Raw genomic sequence first — 24,873 nt, forward strand, 5'->3', positions numbered from 1 at the left:
ATCCGGAGACCCGCCGGTCACTCCGGCGGGTGGTCCGGGCCTCCGAAGTCCGGGCTGGTGAAGTCCGGGCTCGTGAAGCTGGGGCGGTGGTGGCTCGTCGTCGGGCCGCCGTCGGGGCTGGTGAAGCCGGGCCGGTTGTAGCCGAGTTGGGGCATACGGCCGGTGGTGGGTTGCGGGGCCGGCTTGCGCTTCATCGCCGCGGTACCGGGGTCGGCGAGGGCCTCGCGGAGGAACGGCAGGATGCCGCGCTCCAACAGGGCCTCGCGCCAGGCTTCCCTGGCCAGCGCCACCTCCTCGGTCAGTTCGCCGTAGGCTCCGTCCTCCTCCGCTTCTGGGCTGTTGCGCAGGGCGGTGATGAGAAGGCCGACCGCGGCGACGAGTATCGCCACTGCGGTCACCGCACCGAACACCCATCCGGTCGTGAGCATGGTCTGGGCGAACGCCGGCTCGGGGTTGAGCATCTTGAGGATGTAGCCCACGAGCAGGAAGATCGCCGCCGCCGTGCCGGCGAGGACAGGAGCCAGGACCGCGACGACGGCGACGGCACCCGCCCCGGCGGTCTCGGCGGCCTCGCCCAGCGTGGTGGCGAGCCCCAACGTGCCCGCGCTCGACTCGGTGGAGCCGGTTTCGTGGACGGACGTCGGGGTGGACGGCGCCGGGTGGCGCAGTTCGTCGCGGACCTTCACGTAGTGCTGGTATTCGCTCGCCGCCGCGACCGTGATGAGAGCAGTGGCGTTGAGTGCCATGGTGCGCAGTTGTTCGGGGTTCAGCCGCTCACCGACGGCGGCCAGTTCCGGGCGGTGTGGGGCGGAGCGCAGCGCCTCATCGAGGATCCGCTCGTATTCCTGGCGGTCCTCGTTCAGCAGGTGCTGCGGAACGCTGTTCATGTGCATCCCCCGATGCTCCGTAGGGCTTGGGGCTCGGCATGCTGACGAGCCGTCGGGCAGAAACGGAGGGGAGCCTGCTACGGATAAGCCGATGGTAGAGCGGCGACGGCGCGCGGTGACAGGGGATTTGAAGAAATTGCCGTCCGACTGTCCCCCGTCCGGTGCGGTAGGTCGTCGAAGCACGTCTGTCCAGGGAACGCCCGGGCAGGCATCAGAGTTCGAGCGGAAGCTCCTGGACCAGCAGTTTTCCGGCCATGGTCACTCCGCCGTCCATCGCGATGGCGAGTCCGTCGGCGTAGACGTGCGGATGTTCGATGTTCGGGCCGGAACTGTCCTCACCGTCGTCCTCGGTGCCGACATCGCCCACCAGATACGGGATGGGGCTGTGACCGTGCACGATGCGGGTGCCGCCGTACGTGTCGAGGAGGGAGCGTACGGCCTCGGCACCGCCCTCGTCGCGGAAGGAGAAGCGCTTGGTGAACTTGCGGAACAGATCCCACACCTCGTCCGCGTCGTTGCGCGTGATCGTCTCGCGGACGGTGTCGTTGACCGCCTCGATCGAGTCGCCGTAGTCGAGGTAGGCGGTGGTGTCCGAGTGCACGAGCAGGTGGCCGTCGACCTCCTCGATCGCGTCGAGACGGGCCATCCACTGGAGGTGGTGGTCCTGAAGTCGGTCCATGTCGGTCTTCTGGCCGCCGTTCAGCAGCCAGGCCGCCTGGAAGGTGGCAGTGCCCGCGCCCGAGTTGACGGGGAGGTCACCGAACCGCTTGGCGCCCAGCAGCAGCAGCTCGTGGTTGCCCATGAGCGCCTTGCAGTAGCCGCCGGCCGCGGCTGCCTCGGCGGACAGCCGCATGACGAGGTCGATGACGCCGATGCCGTCCGGACCGCGGTCGGTGAAGTCGCCGAGGAACCAGAGCCGGGCGGTGCCCGCGGACCAGTTGCCCGCACTGTCGATGAGGCCCTGTTCCTGAAGGGCGCTCACCAGTTCGTCGAGGTAGCCGTGGACGTCCCCGACGACGAACAGCGGTCCCGCGCCCTCGGCTGCCGAAGCCGCGGGGTCGACGGTCACCTGAAGCGTGTCGCCGCGGTTGATGATCGGGAGGTCGCGCTGGGTGGGTGTGTACCCGTCCGGGTATTCCTCCAGGTCATCCGGGGTTTGCGTGCCCGCCGGAATCTCCGGGACCTCGGTGTCGGCCGCCCCGGCGGTGATGTCGCCGGCCGCCGTGCCATCGGCGTACGGACCGGTCTCATGGACGTACGCGGGCACCCGGAAGTCGCGTGACGTCGCCGTCCGCGTCACCTCGGGTCCCTGACCGGCCCCCTGAGTCATCGACCCCTCCACCATCGCGCCGCATCTGCACCGCATCGGACTGCCTGGTCGCAGCGGCCCGCGGTGTCGTGGGCCCATCATAGGAATGCGGATCGCGCCATGTGATGACCCAGGGGTGGTGAATCGGCGAAGGAGCCCAGTTCACCGCGGCTTTCGCCCCGATTCGGAGGGGCTTTCCCGTACGGGCCCGGCCTGCACTTCCCCGCTTCGTGCCTCGGACATCGACGCTTCGTACGATCATGACACCGGCGCCTGTCGGCCGTGGCGGCTCTGGGGAGCCCGTGTGCCTGAACGGGGCCGGGCTCCCGTTCCCCGACGGGGCCGACCCCTCGTACGGCCCCGCTCCTCGGGAGCCGGCCCCGCGCAAGCCCACGGTCCCCGCCCCTCACCACGGCCCCCGGATCACCCTTTCTCGGGCGACCGCGGTGGACTGACCGTCGTACGCGGCGGACGGCGCTGCGAGGACGTCCGCACGATCAGCTCGGTCGGTATCACCTGCTCGACGGGGAGGTCCGAGTCGACGTTCTCGATGGCGTCGATCAGGAGTTGGATCACCGCCGTGCCGATACGCCGCGGCTTCAGGGAGAGTGTGGTGATCGGCGGCTCCGTGTTGGCGTACACCGTGGACTCGCTGCAGCAGACCAACAGGAGGTCCTCCGGGACGCGCAGGCCGTAGCGGCGGGCCGCGGCGAGCAGGTCCGTGCCGTTCGGGTCGAAGAGGCCGTAGACGGCGTCAGGGCGGTCCGGGCGGGCCAGCAGCCGGTCGGCGGCCACGGCGCCGGCGCACGGGTCGTGGGCCGGGTAGGACTCGTACACGGGGTCCTGGCCGACCCGCTCGCACCAGCGCAGGTACGCGGTGGTGGAGAGGTGGGTGTAGGTGTCGGTGGAGGTCCCCGTGAGGAGGCCGATGCGGCGGGCGCCGGCGGCGGCCAGGTGGTCGAGGATGCCCAGGACGGCCGCCTCGTGATCGTTGTCGACCCACGCGGTCACCGGGAGCGAGCCGGCCGGGCGGCCGTCGGAGACCACGGGCAGCCCCTGTCGGACGAGTTCGCTGACCACCGGGTCCTGGTCGGACGGGTCGATGACGACGGTGCCGTCCAGCGCGACGTTCGACCACACGTCGTGGCGGGAGGTCGCGGGGAGGATGACCAGGGCGTAGCCCCGGGCGAGCGCGGCGGAGGTGGCGGCCCTCGCCATCTCCGCGAAGTACGCGAACTCGGTGAAGGTGAAAGGTTCATCCCCGTATGTCGTCACGGTCAGACCGATCAGTCCGGACTTGCCGGTACGGAGGGTTCGGGCCGCGGCCGACGGGCGGTAGCCCAGCCGGTCGGCGACCTCGCGGACATGGCGTCGGGTGGCGTCCGGGAGCCGGCCCTTTCCGTTGAGGGCGTCGGAGACGGTCGTGATCGAGACGCCGGCGGCGGCGGCCACGTCTCTGATGCCCGCCCGGCCCGGCCGGCTGGCTCGTCGGGTTGTCTCCGCGCGGCTCACCTGGTGCTTCCCTGCTGCTGTCATGGCGAGCCGATAGTAGGGCTCATGCGGTGGGGTAGTGCGGACGCATATGCAGCCGTTGGCAGGCACGTTTCTGCAAGGTCAATTGCGGTCAACTGGCTTAGAAAGAAAGGTAGTTGAACGATATTACTGACCTACGTGACTTGTCGGCGCGCAAAGGCCTGCCAAGTGGCCGATGTCTCGAAGAGGTCTCAACTCACCTCTACGAGGGATGCGCGCCACGGCGTGAGCCACCGGCGCGTGCCGAAACACACAATGCGCCCCCTGATTCGTACAACTTTGTACAGCGATACCCCCGATGCGTGAGGGACCGGCGGGACGGGGGAGGCGGGCACACCTTCGTCGGACTCGTCTCGGAGACGACCGACCCGTACGCGCCGACGCCGAATCCTCATAAGGTGAGAAGCATTGGTACCCGGTAACCGGCAGCGGGTGGCCGTGTCGAGCCGGTGGTGGTCACGAGGAGGACTGTGGTGAGCGAGACAAGCCCCAGGCTGCGCGCCGAGCTGGAGGGTATCCCCACCTACAAGCCGGGCAGGCCGGCCGCGGCCGACGGTCCGGTGGCCTACAAGCTGTCCTCCAACGAGAACCCCTATCCGCCGCTGCCCGGCGTGCTGGAGACCGTGACGGCGGCGGCGGGGACCTTCAACCGCTACCCGGACATGGCCTGTACGGAGCTCATGAGCGAGCTGGCCGAACGTTTCGCCGTGCCGGCCTCCCATGTCGCCACCGGTACCGGCTCGGTCGGTGTCGCACAGCAGCTGGTCCAGTCGACCAGTGGGCCCGGTGACGAGGTGATCTACGCCTGGCGGTCCTTCGAGGCCTATCCGATCATCACTCAGATCAGTGGTGCCACGTCGGTCAAGGTCCCGTTGACGCCAGGGGATGTGCACGACCTCGACGCGATGGCGGACGCGATCACCGACCGGACCCGGCTGATCTTCGTCTGCAACCCCAACAACCCGACCGGAACGGCCGTCCGGCGGACCGAGCTGGAGCGGTTCCTGGACCGGGTGCCCAGCGACGTTCTGGTGGTGCTGGACGAGGCGTACAAGGAGTTCGTGCGCGACGTCGAGGTGCCGGACGGGGTCACGCTCTACCGCGACCGGCCGAACGTCTGTGTGCTTCGGACGTTCTCCAAGGCGTACGGTCTCGCCGGGCTCAGGGTCGGTTTCGCCATCGCGCACGAGCCGGTGGCGGCGGCGCTGCGCAAGACGGCGGTGCCGTTCGGTGTGAGCCAGCTCGCCCAGGACGCGGCGGTGGCCTCGCTGCGGGCCGAGGACGCGCTGCTGGGCCGCGTCGGTTCGCTGGTGGTGGAGCGCACGCGGGTGGTCGACGGTCTGCGTGGCCAGGGCTGGACGGTGCCCGACAGCCAGGCGAACTTCGTGTGGCTGCGGCTGGGGGAGCGCACGGTGGACTTCGCGGCGGTGTGCGAGCGGGCCGGTGTGGTCGTCCGGCCGTTCCCTGGCGAGGGAGTCCGGGTGACGGTCGGCGAGACCGAGGCGAACGACATCTTCCTGAAGACCGCGGAGATGTTCCGCAAGGAGTTCTGAGGCCTCTCGGAGCAGCTTCGGCGGCCATGTGCGGCACGTCACTCACCACGGGTGACGTGCCGTTTTGCTGTCCCGGCAGCCCTGAATCACGCACTCCGGGGTGGTCGGGGACTGTTTCTGCCCCCCTCGTCTCCCTGGTCGAACTGGCATGCGCCATAATTGCTTGTGAATGTGAACGCGTTCACAAGCGCGTCTCGTTTGTCCCTCTCGTGCGGGTCGGCGACCGGGACGGACCGCCGCAATGATCACGGCTCGTAAGGAGGAGATGTGGAGATCGCTCTGGCACCGGAGACTCTGGCGCGATGGCAGTTCGGCATCACCACCGTCTACCACTTCCTGTTCGTCCCTCTGACGATCTCCCTCGCCGCGCTCACCGCCGGTCTGCAGACCGCCTGGGTGCGCACGGAGAAGGAGAAGTACCTCAGGGCCACCAAGTTCTGGGGCAAGCTCTTCCTGATCAACATCGCCATGGGTGTCGTCACAGGCATCGTCCAGGAGTTCCAGTTCGGTATGAACTGGTCCGACTACTCGCGCTTCGTCGGCGATGTCTTCGGTGCCCCGCTCGCCTTCGAGGCGCTGATCGCCTTCTTCTTCGAGTCCACCTTCATCGGGCTGTGGATCTTCGGCTGGGACAAGCTGCCGAAGAGGATCCATCTGGCCTGCATCTGGATGGTCTCGATCGGCACGATACTGTCGGCGTACTTCATCCTCGCGGCCAATTCCTGGATGCAGCACCCCGTCGGCTACCGGATCAACGAGCAGAAGGGCCGTGCCGAACTCACCGACTTCTGGCTGGTCCTCACGCAGAACACCGCGCTGACCCAGGTCTTCCACACCCTCTCCGCGGCCTTCCTCACGGGTGGCGCCTTCATGGTCGGCATCGCCGCCTTCCATCTGACGCGCAAGAAGCACATCGAGGTGATGAAGACCTCGCTGCGGCTCGGCCTGGTCACCGTCGTCATCGGCGGTCTGCTCACCGCGGTCAGCGGGGACTTCCTCGGCAAGGTCATGTTCAAGCAGCAGCCGATGAAGATGGCCGCCGCCGAGGCCCTCTGGGACGGCGAGGCGCCCGCGCCCTTCTCGGTCTTCGCCTACGGCGATGTCGACGCCGGCCACAACAAGGTCGCCGTCGAGATCCCGGGCCTGCTGTCCTTCCTGGCCAACGACGACTTCAGCTCGTACGTCCCGGGCATCAACGACGTCAACAAGGCCGAGCAGGAGAAGTTCGGGCCCGGCGACTACCGGCCCAACATCCCGGTGGCCTACTGGGGCTTCCGCTGGATGATCGGCTTCGGCATGACCTCCTTCGCGATCGGGCTGGCCGGACTCTGGCTGACCCGCAAGAAGTTCATGCTGCCGCGGCATCTGCGGGTCGGTGACGACGAGGTGCCCCACCTCTCGCTGCTGCCCGGGAAGGCACTGGGCCCGACGCTCACCAAGTGGTACTGGCGCATCGCGATCCTCACCCTGGGCTTCCCGCTGATCGCCAGTTCCTGGGGCTGGATCTTCACCGAGATGGGCCGGCAGCCGTGGGTCGTGTACGGCATCTTCCAGACCCGGGACGCCGTCTCCCCCGGGGTCTCGCAGTGGGAGATCCTCACCTCGATGACCGTCTTCACCTCGCTCTACGCGATTCTCGCCGTCATCGAGGTCAAGCTCCTCGTGAAGTACGTCAAGGCCGGACCGCCCGAACTGACCGAGGCCGACCTCAACCCGCCCAAGAAGATCGGCGGCGACCCGCAGGACGCCGACAAGCCGATGGCCTTCTCCTACTAGGCCCAGGGAGCTGGAATCGCCATGGAACTTCACGACGTCTGGTTCGTCCTCATAGCCGTCCTGTGGATCGGCTACTTCTTCCTGGAGGGCTTCGACTTCGGGGTCGGTGTCCTCACCAAACTGCTCGCCCGTAACCGGGCCGAGAAGCGGGTCCTCATCAACACCATCGGGCCCGTCTGGGACGGCAACGAGGTGTGGCTGCTCTCGGCGGGCGGTGCGACCTTCGCCGCCTTCCCCGAGTGGTACGCCACCCTCTTCTCCGGCTTCTATCTGCCTCTGCTGCTCATCCTGGTGTGCCTGATCGTGCGGGGTGTCGCCTTCGAGTACCGCGTGAAGCGGCCCGAGGAGAACTGGCAGCGCAACTGGGAGACCGCGATCTTCTGGACCTCCCTCCTCCCGGCGTTCCTCTGGGGCGTGGCCTTCGCCAACATCGTGCGCGGGGTGAAGATCGACAAGCACTTCGAGTACGTCGGCAGCCTCGCCGACCTGCTCAACCCGTACGCGCTGCTCGGCGGCCTGGTCACCCTGTCGCTGTTCACCTTCCACGGCACGGTGTTCGTCGGTCTCAAGACGGTCGGGGACATCCGGGAACGGGCCCGGAAACTGGCGGTCCGTGTCGGCCTTTTGGCCGCGGTCGTCGCCCTCGCTTTCCTGAGCTGGACCCAGGCGGACAAGGGTGACGGCGGCTCCCTGGCCGCGTCGGTCGTGGCCGTGCTGGCCCTTGTCCTCGCCCTGGGGGCGGCCCGAAAGGGGCGTGAGGGCTGGGCGTTCGCGTTCTCCGGTGTCACCATCGTGGCCGCTGTCGCGACGCTGTTCCTGACGCTCTTCCCGAACGTCATGCCGTCGTCGCTCAACGCCGACTGGAACCTCACGGTCACCAACGCGTCATCGAGCCCGTACACGCTGAAGATCATGACGTGGTGTGCCGGGATCGCCACCCCGATGGTCCTGCTCTACCAGGGCTGGACGTACTGGGTGTTCCGCAAGCGGATCGGCACGCAGCACCTCGCCGAGGCCACGCACTGAGTCGTCTCTGTCTACGGCAGACGGGCTCGCGATGTTTCACGTGAAACATCGCGAACCCGACTCCCTGGACCGAAGGGCATGTTTCACGTGAAACCAATCGATCCCCGGCTCCTCCGGTACGCCGGTGCCACACGCCGTTTCCTGCTGGCGGTCGTCGGCCTCGGTGCTGTCGGCGCGGGGCTGGTCGTCGCGCAGGCCATGCTCATCGCCGAAGTGGTGGTCGGCGCCTTCCAGCACGGACTGTCGGTCTCCGAACTCCGTACGCCCCTTTTGCTGCTGGTGGCCGTCGCCGGTGGTCGTGCGGTGGTCTCCTGGCTCACCGAGCTGGCCGCGCACCGTACGAGTGCGGCGGTGAAGTCGGAGCTGCGCGGGCGGTTGCTGGAGCGGTCCGTCGCACTCGGCCCCGAATGGCTCGGCGGGCAGCGGACCGGGTCGCTGGTGGCCCTCGCGACCCGGGGAGTCGACGCGCTCGACGACTACTTCTCGCGCTATCTGCCTCAGTTGGGGCTCGCGGTCGTCGTGCCCGTGGCCGTGCTGGCCCGGATCGTCACCGAGGACTGGGTGTCGGCCGCGATCATCGTCGGTACCCTGCCGCTCATTCCGGCCTTCATGGTGCTGATCGGCTGGGCCACGCAGTCCCACATGGACCGTCAGTGGCGGTTGCTGTCCAGGCTGGCGGGCCACTTCCTCGATGTCGTCGCCGGGCTGCCGACGCTGAAGGTGTTCGGCCGGGCCAAGGCGCAGGCCGAGTCGATCCGGCGGATCACCGGTGAGTACCGGCAGGCGACGATGCGGACCCTGCGTATCGCCTTCATCTCGTCCTTCGCGCTGGAACTGCTGGCGACTCTGTCCGTGGCGCTCGTCGCGGTGACCATTGGTATGCGGCTCGTGCACGGCGAGATGGACCTGTACATCGGGCTGGTCATTCTCATCCTCGCTCCCGAGGCGTATCTCCCGCTGCGACAGGTGGGCGCCCAGTTCCACGCGGCGGCCGAGGGGCTGGCCGCGGCCGAGGAGATCTTCGCCGTGCTGGAGACCCCGGTCCCCGAGTCCGGGACCGGGGTGGCCCCGGAGGGCGGGGTGGTCCTCGACGGCGTGACGGTCCGGTATCCCGGGCGGTCGGTGGACGCGGTGGCGGACGTGTCCTTCGCTGTCGAGGCCGGCGAGACGGTCGCGCTCGTCGGACCGAGCGGCGCGGGCAAGTCGACGCTGCTGCACGTGCTGCTCGGGTTCGTGCGGCCGACAAACGGGCGGGTGTCGGTCGGGGGCGCCGACCTCGCCGGCCTCGATCTGGAGCAGTGGCGTGCGCGGGTGGCCTGGGTGCCGCAGCGGCCGCATCTGTTCGCCGGGTCGATCGCCGAGAACATACGGCTGGCCCGGCCCGACGCCGACGACACCGCCGTACGCGGGGCGCTGGCCGACGCCGGTGCGCTGGAGTTCGTGGACGCGCTGCCCGAGGGTGTCCACGCGAAGCTCGGTGAGGACGGGGCCGGGCTGTCCGCCGGGCAGCGGCAACGGCTGGCGCTGGCCCGGGCGTTCCTCGCGGACCGGCCTGTGCTGCTGCTCGACGAGCCGACGGCCGCGCTGGACGGGGGGACCGAGGCCGAGGTCGTGGCCGCCGTACGGCGCCTGGCCGTCGGACGGACGGTCCTGCTGGTCGTGCATCGGCCGGCGCTGCTGGCGGTGGCGGACCGGGTGGTGCGGTTGGAGGAGGCTGTTCCCCCTGCGCACCTCTCCGGTTCTGCGCAGGCCGACGGTTCCTCCGGCGGCGACGGGCTCCTTGTGGACGGTTCGCAGGGTGTACGGCTGCCCGTGCTCGACGAGGAAGAACTCGTACCCGGCGCTCCCGCAGGGCGACTCGGGGTGCTCGCCCGGGTGCGTGCCATGTCCGGGGCCCGGCGAGGGCGGCTCGGACTTGCGCTGCTGCTCGGGAGTCTCGCCCTCGGGAGTGCCGTCGGGCTCATGGCCACCTCGGGGTGGCTCATCTCACGGGCCTCGCAGCAGCCCCCTGTGCTGTATCTGATGGTCGCGGTGACGGCCACCCGGGCCTTCGGGATCGGGCGGGCCGTCTTCCGGTACGCCGAGAGGCTGGTGTCGCACGACGCCGTGCTGCGGATGCTCGCCGACACCCGGGTGGCTGTCTACCGGAGGCTGGAGCGGCTGGCGCCCGCGGGACTGCGCACGACCCGGCGAGGCGACCTGCTGTCGCGGCTCGTCGCCGATGTGGACGCACTCCAGGACTACTGGCTGCGCTGGCTGCTGCCCGCCGGGGCCGCCCTTGTCGTCTCCGCCGCCTCCGTCGGGTTCACGGCGTGGCTGCTGCCCGAGGCCGGAGCCGTCCTGGCCGCCGGGCTGCTCGCGGCCGGCGTTGGTGTCCCCCTCGTGACCAGTGCCGTGGCACGGCACGCGGAACGCCGGCTCGCCCCGGCCCGCGGGGCACTCGCCACGCAGGTCACCGACCTGCTGACCGGAACCGCCGAGTCGACGGTCGCGGGCGCCCTGAAGGCACGTACCGAGCAGGTGCGGCGGGCCGACTCCGCGCTCACCCGGATCGCCTCGCGCGGCGCCACGGCCACCGCGCTCGGCGACGGGCTCACCGCGCTGCTGTCCGGGCTGACCGTGGCGGGCGCCGCCCTCGTGGCTGCCCAGGGCGTCGCCGACGGGCGACTCGACGGAGTGGTGACGGCCGTGGTCGTCCTCACTCCCCTGGCCGCCTTCGAAGCCGTCCTCGGGCTGCCGCTCGCCGTGCGCTACCGGCAGCGGGTGCGCAGGAGCGCGGAGCGCGTGTACGAGGTCCTGGACGCTCCTGAGCCCGTACGCGAACCCGAAGTGCCGCTCCCCGCGCCGCTGTCGCCGTTTCCGGTCGTCGTCAGGGAGCTGTCCGCCCGCCACGCAGGACAGGGCCGGGACGCGCTTTCCGGCCTCGACCTCACCCTGCACGAAGGGCGCCGGATCGCCGTCGTCGGTCCCTCCGGGTCGGGCAAGACGACCCTCGCGCAGGTGCTCCTGCGGTTCCTTGACGCCGACGCCGGCAGCTACACGCTGGGCGGCGTGGACGCGTACGCGCTGGACGGCGACGACGTACGGCGGCTGGTCGGGCTGTGTGCCCAGGACGCGCACCTCTTCGACAGTTCGGTACGCGAGAACCTGCTGCTGGCGAAGAAGGACGCGAGCGAGGGCGACCTGCGCGGTGCCCTCGCGCGGGCGCGGCTGCTGGACTGGGCCGAGTCGCTGCCGGACGGACTCGACACACTGGTCGGCGAGCACGGGGCTCGCCTGTCCGGCGGGCAGCGGCAGCGGCTGGCGCTCGCGCGGGCGTTGCTCGCGGACTTCCCGGTGCTCGTGCTCGACGAACCCGCCGAACACCTCGACCTGCCGACCGCCGACGCCCTCACCGCGGATCTGATGGCCGCGACCGAGGGCCATACGATGCTGCTCATCACCCACCGGCTGGCCGGTCTCGACGCCGTGGACGAGGTGATCGTGCTGGACAGGGGGCGGGTCGTGCAGCGCGGGACGTACGCGGAGCTGGTCGCCGTCGAAGGGCCGCTGCGGAGGATGGCGGAGCGGGAGGCGGAGTCCGAGCGGTTGGCGTCGGTGGCGTCGGTGAGTTGATCTCCTGCCGTCAGGGGGTCCCGCCAACTCGACTTTCGGGGACAAAGAGTACTAACTAGGCTCGTGGGATGCCCGACCAACCGCCCCGTCCCGAGCCGTGCGTGCCGCAGCTGCTGGAAGCCATGCGGGCCGTCGGGAGCGGGCTCGGGCCGCATGCCACTCTGGAGCGGATCTGTGCGACGGCCACCGCCCTGGTGGACGCCCGACGCGTGGCCATCGGCGTCCTCGCCGAGGACGGCACCGGCTTCGCCGACTTCGTGCACCACGGCGTCGACGAGGAGACCGTGCGGTGGGTCGAGCCGATCCGGGTGCACGGCGAGGTCCTGGGAAACCTCTATCTGGGGGAAAGGCACGGCGGCGGTCCGTTCACCGAGCACGACCTGACCCTGATCCGCGTGCTGGCCACCGAGGCGGGCATCGCCATCGGCAACGCCCGCCTGTACGAGGCCGCCCGGCAGCGCGACCGCTGGATCGACGGGTCCGTGGCCGTGACCACCGCGCTCCTCTTGGGCGGCGACATCGGCGACTCCCTCCGGATCGTCGCCGAACAGGCCCGCCGGCTCGCCGGGGCCGCGGCCGGGATCGTGCTGCTGTCCGCCGACGAGGGCGGCCTGGAGATCGTCGCCGTGGACGCGGAACCACCCTTCGACGCGCTCGGCGCGATCGTCCCGCCGGACAGCGAGGTGGTCGCCGAACTCCTCGACGGCGAGCCGGTGTTCGTCGCGGACGCGGCCACCGACCCCCGGCTCGCACCGCACACCGGCCTCACGGGCGACTACGGGCCCACCATGCTGCTGCCCCTGCAGAGCGACGGCCGCGTGGTCGGGAGCCTCGTCATGCCCCGCGCACGGGGAGAGCGCGCGTTCACGGAGACGGAGCGCGCGCTCGCCGTCCAGTTCGCCGCGCAGGCCGCGCTCGCGCTGATGATGGCCGAGGCACAGCGCGACCGGGAACGGCTCGCCGTGTACGAGGACCGCGACCGGATCGCCCGTGACCTGCACGATCTAGTCATCCAACGGCTGTTCGCCACCGGGATGATGCTGGAAAGCGCCCAGCGCGGGTCCGTGGCCCCCGAGGTCCGGAGCGGGGTCGGCAGGGCCGTCGACGAACTCGACATCACCATCCAGGAGATCCGCACCGCGATCTTCGCGCTCCAGGACGACCCCGGCGAAGTCCCGTCCGAGCTGTCCGCGCGGGTGGAGCGGGAGATCCACATGGCCGCCGTGGCGCTCGGATTCGAGCCCTCGCTCCGGATGGTCGGCCCGGTCGACACCGCCGTCGGCGACCCGACCGGCAGGAATCTTGTCGCCGCCCTCCGCGAGGGGCTGTCCAACGCCTTCCGCCACGCCGGCGCGTCCCGGATCGATGTCGTCGTCGACGCGAACGCGACCCTGCCCGACGGCCGGCCGGGGGTACGGCTGACCGTGGCCGACGACGGTGTGGGCATCCCCGAGGGCGGTCGGCGCAGCGGCCTCAGAAACCTGAAGCGCCGCGCCGAGTCGCTGGGCGGCGACAGCGGGCACGGACCCGGCAGCGGGCCCGACGGCGGCGGTACGACGGTGGTGTGGCAGGCGCCGTACTGAGCCTGCCGCACATCCGGTTGCTGCGCCGTTCGTGGCAACGGGTCCCCCAGGCGTACGACTTGAACAGGCACCGGTTCCGGTTTGCGGTACACGATCGCTGACATGGGCTCACATCGCCGTCATCCGCTGTTCGTTCCGGCGCTGCTGTGCGCGCTCGCGATGCTGGTCGCCCGGCCCACGGCGGCCCTGGGCGAGGACGCGGACCCCGGACCGGACGCCGGAACGGACTCGGGCCTCAGCGCCGAGGTCACCAGGCTGTACGCCGATGCCGCCGTGGTGACGCAGCAGTACGAGGCCGTGCGGCGCGAGTCCGAGGTGGAGGGCGCCAGGGCCCGGCGGTACGAGGAGCTCCTCGCCCGCGAACGGCGTGACATCGCCGTCCTGCACGAGGATCTGGGCCGCATCGCCCGCGGCCAGTACCGCAGCGGCGGCGGACTGCCGCTGACCGCGCAGATGCTGCTCGCGGACAATCCCGAGGAGCTGATGCGCGGTCAGCGTGCTGTCTGGCAGGCGGACCTGGCCGTCAACAACGCGATCGACAAGAGCCGGCGCGCGGAGGCCCGGCTCGCCGCCGACGAGGCGAAGGCGGCGGCGCAGCGGCAGAAGCTGGAGCGGCGCAAGAGGGAGATCGCCGAGCTGAAGCGGACGATCGAGGCGAAGCTCGAAGAGGCCCGCTGGACGCTCCAGGGCCGGGCCGACGCCTCGGTCGCGGCGGGCTCCTGCCGGGGAGCCGTCCGGCTCGACCAGCCGGACCCGGGGACCCTGCCGGAGTACGTCACTCCCGTGGAGACATACGAACTGTCCGCGAGTTTCGGCAGCGGCGGCGACCGGTGGGCGAACGGGCACACCGGGCAGGACTTCGCGGTGCCGATCGGCACCCCCGTGCGGGCGGTCGGTGCCGGCACCGTGGTGTCGGTGTCGTGCGGGGGCGCCTTCGGCATCGAGATCGTGATCGAGCACCCCGGGGGCTACTACACGCAGTACGCGCACCTCGCCGCCGTCACCGTCGACCAGGGGCAGCGGGTGACCCCGGGCCAGTGGATCGGGCAGACCGGCACGACCGGCAACTCGACGGGCCCGCATCTGCACTTCGAGGTACGCGTCACACCGGAACTCGGGTCGGGAGTGGACCCGGCCGCATGGCTGACGGCGCGGGGGGTGCAGTTGTAGGGCCCGGCCAGGAGTTGCCCCCGTACGGCGGCATCCTCAGAGGCGTTCCGCGAGCAGTCGCTCGATCACCACGGCCACGCCGTCCTCGTTGTTGGGCGCCGTCCGGCCCGAGGCCGCCGCGAGGACGGCGGGATGCGCGTTGCCCATGGCGTAGGACCGGCCCGCCCAGGTCAGCATCTCGATGTCGTTCGGCATGTCCCCGAAGGCGACGACCTCCTCGGCCGAGATGCCCCGCTCGGCACAGGACAGGGCCAGCGTGCTCGCCTTGGAGACACCGGGGCCGCTGATCTCCAGCAGGGCGCTGGGGCTGGAGCGGGTGACGGTGGCGCGGTCGCCGATCGCGATCCGGGCGGTGGTGAGGAACGCGTCGGGGTCGATCGTGCGGTGGTAGGCGAGGATCTTGAGCACGGGCTCACCGTCGCTCGGACCGCCCGGAGCCAGCAGCTTCTCGGCGGGCGCCAGATTGTCCGGCACCTCCATGTGTAGCTTCGGATACTCCGGCTCCTGGTGGAAGCCGTACGTCTGCTCCACGGCGTACACGGTCCCCGGCGCGGCGTCGCGCAGCAGCCGTACGGCGTCCAGCGCGTTCTCCCTGGCCAGCTCCCGCACCTTCACGAAGCGGTGGGCACCCGCGCCGCCGTGCAGGTCCACCACGGCGGCGCCGTTGCCGCAGATCGCCAGACCGTGACCGTGGACGTGCTCGCTCACGACGTCCATCCAGCGGGCCGGGCGGCCCGTGACGAAGAAGACCTCGACGCCCGCGGCCTCGGCGGCGGCCAGCGCGGCGACCGTGCGCGGGGACACCGACTTGTCGTCGCGCAGCAGTGTGCCGTCGAGGTCGGTGGCGATCAGCCGGACGGGAAGGGCGGCGGCGGGGGTCTCGGGCTCTCGGGTCGCTGAGGTCACCCGGCCATTCTCCCGTATGCGCGTGCACGGCCGTGCGGGAGCCCGCACAGGTGAGTGGCCGCCCTGGCCGGTCCGGGGTCAGCGCAGCTGCGCCGGCGCCTCGGTGGCGATGCGCTCGAAGACCCGCTCGTCGGCCGCGAAGTCGGAGTCGGGGATGGGCCAGTGGATCACGATCTCGGTGAACCCCAGCTCCTGATGCCGGCCCGCGAAGTCGACGAACGCGTCCACGGACTCCAGCGGGCGTCCCCGGTCCGGGGTGAACCCGGTGAGTAGGATCCGGTCGAGCTCCCGGACGTCCCGGCCGATCGCCGCGCAGGCGTCGGCCAGCTTCTCGGCCTGTCCGCGCAGGGCCTGGACCGACTGCTCGGGCGTACCGTTCTTGAACAGCCGCGGGTCGCCGGTGGTCACCCACGCCTGCCCGTGCCGGGCGGCGAGCTTCAGCCCGCGCGGACCGGTGGCGGCCACCGCGAAGGGCAGCCGGGGGCGCTGTACGCAGCCTGGGATGTTGCGCACCTCGTGCGCCGAGTAGAAGTCGCCCTGGTAGGAGACGCCGTCCTTGCCGTCCTCGGTCAGCAGCCTGTCGAGGAGTGTGACGAACTCTCCGAACCGGTCGGCGCGCTCTCGGGGTGTCCACGGTTCCTGGCCCAGCGCGGTGGCGTCGAAGCCGTTGCCGCCCGCGCCGACGCCCAGGGTGATCCGCCCGTTCGACACGTCGTCGAGGGTGATGAGTTCCTTGGCCAGCGTCACCGGGTGCCGGAAGTTGGGCGAGGTCACCAGGGTGCCCAGACGCAGTCGGTCGGTGACAGCGGCGGCGGCCGTGAGGGTGGGGACGGCACCGAACCACGGGCCGTCCCGGAAGGTGCGCCAGGACAGATGGTCGTAGGTGAACGCAGTGTGGAACCCGAGCTCTTCCGCGCGCTGCCAGCTCGAACGGCCGCCCTCGTGCCAGCGGCGGTACGGCAGGATCACGGTGCTCAGGTGCAGACTCATGCTTCAGAGCCTAGGGGCGGTCCATGTTTCACGTGAAACATGGAGCCCGGCGTCGTCAGTGCGGCCCGGGGAACCGCAGATAGCGCGACGGCACGCTCTCCGTGAGCCACACGCCGTTCTCGCTGACGTGGAAGAGGTGGCCGTCGCGGTGCATCGCGGCCGCGTCCACCGGGAGCACGACCGGCCTGCCCCGACGGGCGCCGACCCGGGTCGCGGTCTCGCGGTCGGGCGAGAGGTGCACGGCATGCCGGTTCATGGGCCGCAGCCCCTCGGCCCGGATCGCGTCCAGGAAGCGGTCCACCGTCCCGTGGTAGAGGTACGGCGGCGGGGTCGCCGGAGGCAGCCCGAGGTCGACGTCGACGCTGTGGCCCTGGCTGGCGCGGATCCGGTTGCTGTCGATCGCGAAGCGCTTCTTGTCGTTGGAGGCGACCACGTGGTCCAGTTCCTCCCGGGTGAAGCGGAAGTTGTGCGCCGCGGCGGCCGCGATCAGTGTGTCGATCTCGACCCAGCCGGCCTCGTCGAGCGTGAGCCCGATCCGTTCCGGCTGGTGCCGCAGATGTTTCGACAGGTACTTCGACACCTTCACGGTGCGTCTTTCGTCCATCGTGCAAGGGTGAGCGGCGAGACGGCGATCACGCACCTGAATTTTGTCCGGCAGGTTTGATCCACAGCCAAGTCGAGTTATCCACAGGGGAATTGAGGAAACTGTGGACAACCGGCCGACACTTCGCACCCTTTGGTCAACTTGAGTATGTTCGACCCTTCTTGGCGCTACCGGTTCACAGAGGCGGGTCCAGGCGCGCGATGGCCCTCAACGTCCCCGGCATGAAACGGGACATGAGACGCCCACCTCTTGCCTCCGGCGTCACCGGCGTGAACGCCTCGTTGCGTACCACCGCGCGCAGGATGGCCGAAGCGACCTTCTCCGGAGGGTAGTTGCGCAGCCCGTACAGCCGCGCCGTCCGCTTCTGCCGACGGGACTGCTCCTCCGCGTCGACTCCCGCGAAACGCGCGGTCGTTGTGATGTTCGTGTTGATGAACCCCGGGCAGATCGCCGAGACACCGATGCCCTGGTCCGCGAGCTCGGCACGCAGGCACTCGCTGAGCATCAGCACAGCGGCCTTCGAAGTGCTGTAAGCGGGCAGCGCCTTGGACGGCAGATAGGCGGCGGCCGACGCGATGTTCACGATGTGCCCGCCCTGCCCGCGCTCGGCCATCTGCTTCCCGAAGAGCCGGCAACCGTGGATCACACCCCACAAGTTGACGTCCAGGACCTTCTTCCAGTCCTCGGCAGTGGTGTCGAAGAAGGACCCGGAGAGCCCGATCCCCGCGTTGTTCACCAGCACGTCCACGACGCCGTACTCGGTGACGACCTTCTCGGCGAGCTTCTCCATCGCCTGTTCGTCCGAGACGTCGACCTGCTCCGCCCACACCTCCGGGGCGCCGAGCAGACGGGCCAACTCGGCCGTGCGGGTGGCGCTTTCGGCATCCCGGTCGACGGCCACCACGCGGGCGCCCGCCTCGGCGAACGCGAAGGCCGTGGCCCGACCGATGCCGCTGCCCGCCCCCGTGACCAGGACGAGCCGGCCGCCGAAACGCTCCGCGTATCTGCCCGTTGGTGTCGCCGGGAGCCGTCCGGCCTCGTTGGCGGTCACGAACTCCCCGATCCAGGCGGCCACCTGGTCGGGCCGCGTGCGCGGCAGCCAGTGTTTGGCGTCGAGCGTGCGGCGCACCAACCGGGGGGCCCACCGCTCCAGTCCGTCGTACAGCCGCTCGGAGAGAAACGCGTCCCCCAGGGGCGTGATGAGCTGCACGGGCGCGTGCGCGTACGCGTCCGCGCGCGGTCTGCGCAGCCGGGACCGGACGTTGTCCCGGTACAGCCAGGCGCCGTTGGCCGCGTCCGAGGGCAGAGAAGCGGTCGGGTATCCGTCGCCGGAGACCTCTTCGTGGCGGGCCAGCATCTTCGGCCAGCGTCTGCCGAGCGGGCCGCGCCAGGCGAGTTCGGGCAGCACGGGTGTGTGCAGCGCGTACACGTACCAGGACCTGCGTCCCTGGCCCAGGAGTTGGGCGACCGCACGTGGGGTGGGCCGTTTCAGGTGTCCCTTCGTCCAGTGGCCGATGTGGTCGAGGGACGGCCCGGACATCGAGGTGAAGGACGCGATCCGGCCCTTGGCGCGTTCGACGGTGACGAACTCCCAGGCCTGCACCGATCCCCAGTCGTGCCCCACCAGGTGCACCGGCCGGTCCGGGCTGACCGCGTCGGCGACGGCCAGGAAGTCGTCGGTCAGCTTCTCCAGGGTGAAGCCGCCGCGCAGTGGACGCGGCGCGGTCGAACGGCCGTGGCCCCGCACGTCGTACAGCACGACGTGGAAGCGGTCGGCGAGGCGCGCGGCGACCTCCGACCACACCTCCATGCTGTCCGGATAGCCGTGCACGAGGATCACCGTGGGGTCCGCCGGGTCCCCCAACTCGGCGACGCACAGCTCGATTCCGCCCGTCCGTACCCGGCGCTCACGCGCACCGTCGACCGTCACTTCGCCTCCGTCCAGCGCCGCACGTGCGGCAATTCGTCGTCCAGCCAGAACGCGCTCTCCAGCGGGTCCGCGGAGTCCGTGACGACCAGGATCTCCTCGAACTTCGCCCCCGTGCCCCGGAATCCGAGATGCGGTTCGACCGCCCACAGGCCCGGCTGTGGCGGGTGGTCGGAGAAGCGGTACGGCGACCACAGTGGCGACCAGCCCTCGCGGTGCCCGCGCAGCGCGTCGCCCGCCAGACCCTTCAGGGACTGCGTACCGAACCCGAACAGCCGGGGTGACCAGGCCCGTTCACGCACCCGGTCGACCTTGTGCGCGATCACCCCGAAGGGATACGCGCGATGCCGGTTGGCATAGCCCTGGCGGACCATGAGACGGTCCACGTCCTCGTAGATCTCGCGCAGCGGTCGCCGCTCGCGCACCTCGCGCAGGATCAGCTCGCGATGCGCCTCGAGGTCGGCCATCAGCCGCTCCTGCACCGGGTTGGCGCCCAGCGAGCCGGAGTAGCCGATGTCCGCCGCGAAACCCCGGTGGATCGGGGCCAGGTCCAGGATGAACGGCATCCCGGGCTCCAGCCGGCGGCTGGTCGGGAAGAACTGGAACGGGAGGCGGAAGTTCACGAACGCCGTACGGTCGCCGAACCAGGCGAAGGGCAGATGGAACCAGTCGAGCACACCCCGCTCGCGCAGCCACTCCCGCTGCATCCGGGCCGCCTCGCGCTCGGTGATCCCCGGCTCGAGCCGCGCCGCCACGGCCTCCGCACACTCGTACGCCAGCCGTTGCACCCACCGGAACCCGGCCAGTTCCCCGGCCGGCCCGCCGGTGAGTCCGTCTGTCTCCGCCGTCGCCATTGCCGCCGTCCACCGTCCCCATCGACCGCGCTACGTGTCCGTAATTTGACCTCGCGAATCTGGCACTTGTTAGAGCGTGCGTCAACAGTCGAACGCCTGTCTGTGGATAACCCTCGCCGGTTGTTCGACCTGAGGGGGACCCCTACGGGCCCGTACGACTGGAGGTGGATACGGAGACAGCTCTCCGGGTTGACGACCGGTGTGGTGTGCGCCACTACCGTCGAGGATGTGACTGTGATCGCGACCGAAAGCCTGAGCAAGCGGTTCCCCCGGGTGACCGCGCTCGACCGGCTCTCCATGGACATCGGACCCGGTGTGACCGGACTCGTCGGCGCCAACGGCGCCGGCAAATCCACCCTGATCAAGATCCTGCTGGGTCTGTCTCCCGCCACGGAGGGCCGCGCCAGCGTGCTCGGCCTCGACGTCGCCACCGAGGGCGGTGCCATCCGTGAGCGCGTCGGCTACATGCCCGAGCACGACTGCCTGCCTCCCGACGTCTCGGCCACCGAGTTCGTCGTGCACATGGCGCGCATGTCCGGGCTCCCGCCGGCCGCCGCCCGCGAGCGCACCGCGGACACCCTGCGCCATGTCGGCCTGTACGAGGAGCGCTACCGCCCCATCGGCGGCTACTCGACCGGCATGAAGCAGCGCGTCAAGCTCGCCCAGGCCCTGGTCCACGACCCGCAGCTGGTGTTCCTCGACGAGCCGACCAACGGCCTGGACCCGGTCGGCCGCGACGAGATGCTCGGGCTGATCCGCCGTATCCACACCGACTTCGGTATCTCGGTGCTGGTCACCTCGCACCTCCTCGGCGAGCTGGAGCGCACCTGCGACCACGTCGTGGTCGTCGACGGGGGCAAGCTGCTGCGGTCCAGCTCCACCACGGACTTCACGCAGTCCACGGCCATTCTCGCCATCGAGGTGACCGACACCGACGAGCACCCGGACGGCACCGCCGCGGTGCGCGACGCGCTCCACGCGCGCGGGGTGGCCACCCACGACGGCAGTGGCCTGCCCGGCGCCGGGCACATCCTCCTGCTCACCGCGCAGGGCGAGGACACCTACGACCTCGTCCGGGACACGGTCGCCGACCTGGGCCTCGGGCTGGTGCGCATGGAACAGCGCAGGCACCACATCTCCGAGGTCTTCACCGACAGCGACGAACAGCAGAGCGCCACACCACAGAGCACCGCACAGCACAGCGCGGGAAAGGAGGCGGTCGGCCATGGCGGTTGAGCAGACCCCGGCACAGGCGGGCGCCCAGTCCCGCATCCACAACATCGGCTACCGCTCGTACGACGGTCCGCGTCTGGGCCGCGCGTACGCCCGCCGTTCGCTCTACTCGCAGTCCCTGCGCGGCGCCTACGGCCTCGGCCGCTCGGTGAAGTCCAAGGTGCTGCCGATGGTGCTCTTCGCGGTGATGTGCGTCCCGGCGGCCATCATGGTGGCCGTCACGGTCGCCACCAAGGCCACCAAGCTGCCGGTCGAGTACACGAACTACGCGGTCGTCATGCAGGCGGTCATCGGCCTGTACGTCGCCTCGCAGGCCCCCCAGGCAGTCTCCCGCGACCTGCGCTTCAAGACCGTACCGCTGTACTTCTCGCGGCCGATCGAGACGGCGGACTACGTACGGGCGAAGTTCGCGGCGCTGGCCTCGGCCCTGTTCCTCATCACCGCGGTGCCGCTGGTCGTGCTCTACGCGGGCGCCCTGCTGGCCAAACTCGACTTCGCCGACCAGACGGCGGGATTCCTTCAGGGGCTCGTCTCCGTGGCACTGCTCTCCCTGCTGTTCGCCGGTATCGGCCTCGTCATCTCGGCGGTCACCCCGCGCCGCGGCTTCGGCATCGCGGCCGTCATCGCCGTACTGACCATCTCCTACGGGGCGGTGTCCACGCTCCAGGCCATCGCCGACGCGCAGGGCAGCACCAGTGCCGTCCCCTGGATCGGCCTGTTCTCGCCCATCACGCTCATCGACGGGGTGCAGACGGCCTTCCTGGGCGCGACGTCCGCCTACCCCGGCGGGACGGGCCCCGGCACCGGAGAAGGTGTCGTCTTCCTCCTCGCCGTCCTGGGGCTCATCGCCGGCAGCTACGGCCTTCTGCTGCGCCGCTACCGAAAGGTCGGACTGTGACCACGCTCAACATCGACCATGTCTCGCGCTGGTTCGGCAACGTGGTGGCGGTCAACGACATCACGATGACGATCGGCCCCGGCGTCACCGGCCTCCTCGGCCCAAATGGCGCCGGAAAATCAACCCTCATCAACATGATGGGCGGCTTCCTGGCCCCCTCCACCGGCACCGTCACCCTCGACGGACAGCCCGTGTGGCGCAACGAGCAGATCTACAAGCACATCGGCATCGTCCCCGAACGCGAGGCGATGTACGACTTCCTGACCGGCCGTGAGTTCGTCGTCGCCAACGCCGAGCTCCACGGACTCGGCGCCAAGGCGGCCGGGCGGGCGCTCGCCACGGTCGAGATGGAGTACGCGCAGGACCGCAAGATCTCGACGTACTCCAAGGGCATGCGCCAGCGCGTGAAGATGGCGAGCGCCCTTGTGCACGACCCTTCGCTCCTGCTGCTCGACGAGCCCTTCAACGGCATGGACCCGCGTCAGCGCATGCAACTCATGGACCTGCTGCGCCGGATGGGCGCCGAGGGCCGCACAGTCCTGTTCTCCTCGCACATCCTCGAAGAGGTCGAACAACTGGCCGCCCATATCGAGGTCGTCGTCGCCGGACGGCACGCGGCCAGCGGCGACTTCCGCCGCATCCGCCGCCTGATGACCGATCGACCGCACCGCTACCTCGTACGCTCCAGCGACGACCGAGCCCTCGCCGCCGCGCTGATCGCGGACCCGTCGACCTCCGGCATCGAGGTGGACCTCGCGGAGGGCGCGCTGCGCATCCAGGCCGTCGACTTCGGCCGCTTCACCGCGCTGCTGCCCCGCGTTGCCAAGGATCACGGCATCCGGCTGCTCACGGTCTCGCCGTCCGACGAGTCCCTCGAATCCGTGTTCTCGTATCTCGTCGCCGCGTAGGAGGCCGAAAATGTACGACCCCACAGTCGCCCGGCTCACCTACCGGGCCCTGCTCGGCCGCCGCCGGGCCCTCATCCTCGGCGCGCTGCCCCTGCTGCTCATCGTGATCGCCGTCGCCGTACGGGCCCTCGTCGGCGCCGACGACCAGACGGCGGCGGACGTACTGGGCGGACTCGCGCTCGCCACAATGGTGCCGATCATCGGCGTCATCGCGGGCACCGGCGCGATCGGGCCGGAGATCGACGACGGTTCCGTGGTGTACCTGCTCTCCAAGCCGCTCAAGCGTCCCAAGATCATCTACACCAAGCTGATCGTCGCGATCGGCGTCACCATGGCGTTCTCGGCGGTGCCGACGTTCATCGCCGGTCTCATCCTCAACGGCAACGGCCAGCAGGTCGCCGTTGCCTACACGGTCGCCGCGCTGGTCGCCTCCATCGCCTACGCCGCGCTCTTCCTGCTGCTCGGCACGGTGTCACGGCACGCGGTGGTCTTCGGGCTCGTCTACGCCCTGGTCTGGGAGGCCCTGTTCGGCTCCCTGGTGCCCGGGGCGCGCACGCTGAGCGTCCAGCAGTGGGCGCTGGCCATCGGTCACAAGGTCACGGGCGGCGATCTGGTCACCTCGGACGTCGGCCTGCCCACGGCGACGGTCCTGCTGATCGGGGTCACGGCCCTCGCCACCTGGTACGCCGGCCAGAAGCTGCGCACGCTGACCCCGACCGGTGAGGAGTAGGCCGGGCCTGGGCCCGGCACGCTCTCTTGACGGGGACTTCACGCAGGTCCGGGCACACTGGACAAACGGGGACGCGGGGCGAGGAGGAACGGGGATGGCAGGGGACAGGGACACCTGGGACGAGTTGGTCCTGGATGAGGACTTCATACGTTCCGCCGAAACCGCCGAACCGTCCGCCCGCGCCCGGATGCTCGCGGCGCGGTGGCGCGAGGAGGCGCCGGAGCCGCAGCCCTGGCGGTCCGACAAGCCCCCGGCAGGCTGGTTCTTCAGCAAGGTGCGTCGCCGCAGGTGGCGCCGGAAGTAAGGGCCTTGACCCACCCTGGGGCTCGGTCACCAGTTTTATTCGGTGGCATCCGACTCGCCCTACGGGCACAGTAGTTGTGTCCAGTACGCCGGATCTGTCCGGGGTTCTGGGGTCGGGTTCTGGGAGCGGAGCCGCGCGACGCCGATGCACGGCGGTCGGTGCGGCTTCCTTCAGGGCAGCCCGCGGCGGGCTCCGGAGCGTCACTGCCTCCGGCGGGCCCGCTCAGCAGGGGGAGCTGCCCGGGGCGGCCACTTCGAGCGCGCGATCCACTTCGCGCGGGCCGCCCTCCCAGGCCCCCCACCCACCGGCTCACACCATCGACCTCCGCCGACTCACGGCCGACTTCCGGCCATCACTCACGACCGACCTCGGGCTCACGGTCGCAGCCACCGGTTCAGGCCTCCAGCTCACCGGTCCCGCCGCCGATGCGGGCCCCGACCCATGGCCACGGCCTCCGGCCCTGTCCGCCGGCCCTCGAGCAACGGCCCTCGACTAACGGCCGCGGCCTCCGGCGCCCGGCCTCCGTCCCCGGGGCTCAGCCGCCGGTCCCCGGCCGCTCGGCCCGGCGCCCGGCGCCCGGTTCTCGGCCTCCGGTCCCGGGCCCCTGGCGCTCGGCCGCCGGCCCCCGGGCGCTCAGCCTTCGGCCTCCAGTCCCCGGTCCCTGGCGCTCAGCCGCCGGTCCCCGGCGCTCGCCCGGCCCTCGGCGCTCGGCCCTCGACGCCCGGTGCTCGGCCTCCGGTCCCGGCCCCCTGCGCTCTGCCGCCGGCCCCCTGCGCTCAGCTGCCGGTCCCCGGTCCCCGGCCCCCGGGCGCTCAGCCTTCGGCCTCCAGTCCCCGGTCCCTGGCGCTCAGCCGCCGGTCCCCGGCGCTCGCACGGCCCTCGGCGCTCGGCCCCCGACCAAGGGCCTCCGGCGCCCGGCGCCCGGCGCTCGGCCGCCGGTCCTCGGCGCCGGCCCCCGGCCCGGCCCTCGGCCCTCGACCAACGGCCTCCGGCGCCCGGTGCTCGGCCTCCGGTCCAGGGCCCTCGGCGCTCAGCCTCCGGCCCCCGGTCTCTGCCTGCCACCCGCC

General features: G+C 70.5%; 19 protein-coding genes. 11 read left to right on the forward strand and 8 right to left on the reverse strand.

Annotated features, from left to right (window positions below; all coding sequences use genetic code 11):
• Window positions 1–17 precede the first annotated feature (17 nt).
• From PV396_RS19800 to PV396_RS19810, 3 genes are all read right to left on the reverse strand, one after another.
• Window positions 18–893, reverse strand: a complete 876-nt coding sequence (locus PV396_RS19800; protein WP_319206243.1) for a hypothetical protein — start codon at window positions 891–893, stop codon at window positions 18–20.
• 205 nt (window positions 894–1,098) lie between these two features.
• Window positions 1,099–2,232: a metallophosphoesterase gene (locus tag PV396_RS19805; protein WP_416071435.1), complete on the reverse strand. Its 1,134-nt coding sequence runs from the start codon at window positions 2,230–2,232 to the stop codon at window positions 1,099–1,101.
• A gap of 387 nt (window positions 2,233–2,619) precedes the next feature.
• A complete protein-coding gene (locus PV396_RS19810) occupies window positions 2,620–3,732 on the reverse strand; it encodes a LacI family DNA-binding transcriptional regulator (RefSeq protein WP_319206247.1) in 1,113 nt (370 codons plus the stop codon).
• Between the two features lie 470 nt (window positions 3,733–4,202).
• Between PV396_RS19810 and hisC the strand changes: the two genes are divergently transcribed.
• The 6 genes from hisC (at window position 4,203) to PV396_RS19840 (ending at window position 14,452) form a co-directional block, all read left to right on the forward strand.
• Window positions 4,203–5,282 (forward strand): histidinol-phosphate transaminase, encoded by a 1,080-nt coding sequence (gene hisC / locus PV396_RS19815; RefSeq protein WP_319206249.1) that lies wholly within the window; start codon window positions 4,203–4,205, stop codon window positions 5,280–5,282.
• A 267-nt stretch (window positions 5,283–5,549) separates the two neighbouring features.
• Window positions 5,550–7,058, forward strand: coding sequence for a cytochrome ubiquinol oxidase subunit I (locus PV396_RS19820; protein WP_319206251.1), 1,509 nt, complete (start codon window positions 5,550–5,552; stop codon window positions 7,056–7,058).
• A 21-nt stretch (window positions 7,059–7,079) separates the two neighbouring features.
• Window positions 7,080–8,084, forward strand: coding sequence for a cytochrome d ubiquinol oxidase subunit II (gene cydB, locus PV396_RS19825; protein ID WP_319206253.1), 1,005 nt, complete (start codon window positions 7,080–7,082; stop codon window positions 8,082–8,084).
• An 87-nt stretch (window positions 8,085–8,171) separates the two neighbouring features.
• Window positions 8,172–11,699 carry a thiol reductant ABC exporter subunit CydD gene (gene cydD / locus PV396_RS19830; protein WP_416071436.1) on the forward strand — a complete coding sequence of 1,176 codons (3,528 nt, stop codon included), beginning with the start codon at window positions 8,172–8,174 and terminating at the stop codon, window positions 11,697–11,699.
• A 68-nt stretch (window positions 11,700–11,767) separates the two neighbouring features.
• A complete protein-coding gene (locus PV396_RS19835) occupies window positions 11,768–13,282 on the forward strand; it encodes a GAF domain-containing protein (protein WP_319206257.1) in 1,515 nt (504 codons plus the stop codon).
• A gap of 102 nt (window positions 13,283–13,384) precedes the next feature.
• Window positions 13,385–14,452, forward strand: a complete 1,068-nt coding sequence (locus PV396_RS19840; protein ID WP_319206259.1) for a M23 family metallopeptidase — start codon at window positions 13,385–13,387, stop codon at window positions 14,450–14,452.
• A gap of 36 nt (window positions 14,453–14,488) precedes the next feature.
• Here PV396_RS19840 and PV396_RS19845 read toward each other — a convergent pair whose 3' ends face one another.
• The 5 genes from PV396_RS19845 to PV396_RS19865 all read right to left on the reverse strand — a co-directional run bounded on the left by PV396_RS19845 (window position 14,489) and on the right by PV396_RS19865 (window position 19,733).
• Window positions 14,489–15,358, reverse strand: coding sequence for a Cof-type HAD-IIB family hydrolase (locus tag PV396_RS19845; protein ID WP_319206261.1), 870 nt, complete (start codon window positions 15,356–15,358; stop codon window positions 14,489–14,491).
• 78 nt (window positions 15,359–15,436) lie between these two features.
• On the reverse strand, window positions 15,437–16,348 hold the full coding sequence (locus tag PV396_RS19850; RefSeq protein WP_319206263.1) for an LLM class flavin-dependent oxidoreductase: 912 nt from the start codon (window positions 16,346–16,348) through the stop codon (window positions 15,437–15,439).
• 55 nt (window positions 16,349–16,403) lie between these two features.
• Window positions 16,404–16,952 carry an RNA 2'-phosphotransferase gene (locus PV396_RS19855; protein ID WP_319206265.1) on the reverse strand — a complete coding sequence of 183 codons (549 nt, stop codon included), beginning with the start codon at window positions 16,950–16,952 and terminating at the stop codon, window positions 16,404–16,406.
• A gap of 175 nt (window positions 16,953–17,127) precedes the next feature.
• Window positions 17,128–18,882 (reverse strand): SDR family oxidoreductase, encoded by a 1,755-nt coding sequence (locus tag PV396_RS19860; protein ID WP_319206267.1) that lies wholly within the window; start codon window positions 18,880–18,882, stop codon window positions 17,128–17,130.
• Complete coding sequence (locus tag PV396_RS19865) at window positions 18,879–19,733, reverse strand: M24 family metallopeptidase (RefSeq protein WP_319206269.1); 855 nt, start codon at window positions 19,731–19,733, stop codon at window positions 18,879–18,881. The genes PV396_RS19860 and PV396_RS19865 overlap by 4 nt, the downstream gene beginning before the upstream one ends.
• A gap of 234 nt (window positions 19,734–19,967) precedes the next feature.
• Between PV396_RS19865 and PV396_RS19870 the strand changes: the two genes are divergently transcribed.
• The 5 genes from PV396_RS19870 to PV396_RS19890 all read left to right on the forward strand — a co-directional run bounded on the left by PV396_RS19870 (window position 19,968) and on the right by PV396_RS19890 (window position 23,806).
• On the forward strand, window positions 19,968–20,969 hold the full coding sequence (locus PV396_RS19870; protein ID WP_319206271.1) for an ABC transporter ATP-binding protein: 1,002 nt from the start codon (window positions 19,968–19,970) through the stop codon (window positions 20,967–20,969).
• On the forward strand, window positions 20,959–21,864 hold the full coding sequence (locus tag PV396_RS19875; RefSeq protein WP_319206272.1) for an ABC transporter permease: 906 nt from the start codon (window positions 20,959–20,961) through the stop codon (window positions 21,862–21,864). The genes PV396_RS19870 and PV396_RS19875 overlap by 11 nt, the downstream gene beginning before the upstream one ends.
• Window positions 21,861–22,772, forward strand: coding sequence for an ABC transporter ATP-binding protein (locus PV396_RS19880; protein ID WP_319206274.1), 912 nt, complete (start codon window positions 21,861–21,863; stop codon window positions 22,770–22,772). The genes PV396_RS19875 and PV396_RS19880 overlap by 4 nt, the downstream gene beginning before the upstream one ends.
• 10 nt (window positions 22,773–22,782) lie before the next feature.
• A complete protein-coding gene (locus tag PV396_RS19885; protein ID WP_319206276.1) occupies window positions 22,783–23,502 on the forward strand; it encodes an ABC transporter permease subunit in 720 nt (239 codons plus the stop codon).
• Window positions 23,503–23,596: 94 nt separating this feature from the next.
• Window positions 23,597–23,806 carry a hypothetical protein gene (locus tag PV396_RS19890; RefSeq protein ID WP_319206278.1) on the forward strand — a complete coding sequence of 70 codons (210 nt, stop codon included), beginning with the start codon at window positions 23,597–23,599 and terminating at the stop codon, window positions 23,804–23,806.
• Window positions 23,807–24,873: the final 1,067 nt, after the last annotated feature.

It is taken from the genome of Streptomyces sp. ME02-8801-2C (assembly GCF_033793965.1).
Taxonomy (GTDB): domain Bacteria; phylum Actinomycetota; class Actinomycetes; order Streptomycetales; family Streptomycetaceae; genus Streptomyces.

Excerpts from the sequence above, each read along its gene's own strand:
- cydB (WP_319206253.1), top strand. The coding sequence starts at position 7,080 with ATGGAACTTCACGACGTCTGGTTCGTCCTCATAGCCGTCCTGTGGATC.
- PV396_RS19810 (WP_319206247.1), bottom strand. The coding sequence starts at position 3,732 with ATGACAGCAGCAGGGAAGCACCAGGTGAGCCGCGCGGAGACAACCCGA.
- PV396_RS19840 (WP_319206259.1), top strand. The coding sequence starts at position 13,385 with ATGGGCTCACATCGCCGTCATCCGCTGTTCGTTCCGGCGCTGCTGTGC.
- PV396_RS19890 (WP_319206278.1), top strand. The coding sequence starts at position 23,597 with ATGGCAGGGGACAGGGACACCTGGGACGAGTTGGTCCTGGATGAGGAC.
- PV396_RS19850 (WP_319206263.1), bottom strand. The coding sequence starts at position 16,348 with ATGAGTCTGCACCTGAGCACCGTGATCCTGCCGTACCGCCGCTGGCAC.
- PV396_RS19875 (WP_319206272.1), top strand. The coding sequence starts at position 20,959 with ATGGCGGTTGAGCAGACCCCGGCACAGGCGGGCGCCCAGTCCCGCATC.
- PV396_RS19865 (WP_319206269.1), bottom strand. The coding sequence starts at position 19,733 with ATGGCGACGGCGGAGACAGACGGACTCACCGGCGGGCCGGCCGGGGAA.
- PV396_RS19805 (WP_416071435.1), bottom strand. The coding sequence starts at position 2,232 with ATGGTGGAGGGGTCGATGACTCAGGGGGCCGGTCAGGGACCCGAGGTG.
- PV396_RS19835 (WP_319206257.1), top strand. The coding sequence starts at position 11,768 with ATGCCCGACCAACCGCCCCGTCCCGAGCCGTGCGTGCCGCAGCTGCTG.
- PV396_RS19855 (WP_319206265.1), bottom strand. The coding sequence starts at position 16,952 with ATGGACGAAAGACGCACCGTGAAGGTGTCGAAGTACCTGTCGAAACAT.
- PV396_RS19800 (WP_319206243.1), bottom strand. The coding sequence starts at position 893 with ATGCACATGAACAGCGTTCCGCAGCACCTGCTGAACGAGGACCGCCAG.
- PV396_RS19885 (WP_319206276.1), top strand. The coding sequence starts at position 22,783 with ATGTACGACCCCACAGTCGCCCGGCTCACCTACCGGGCCCTGCTCGGC.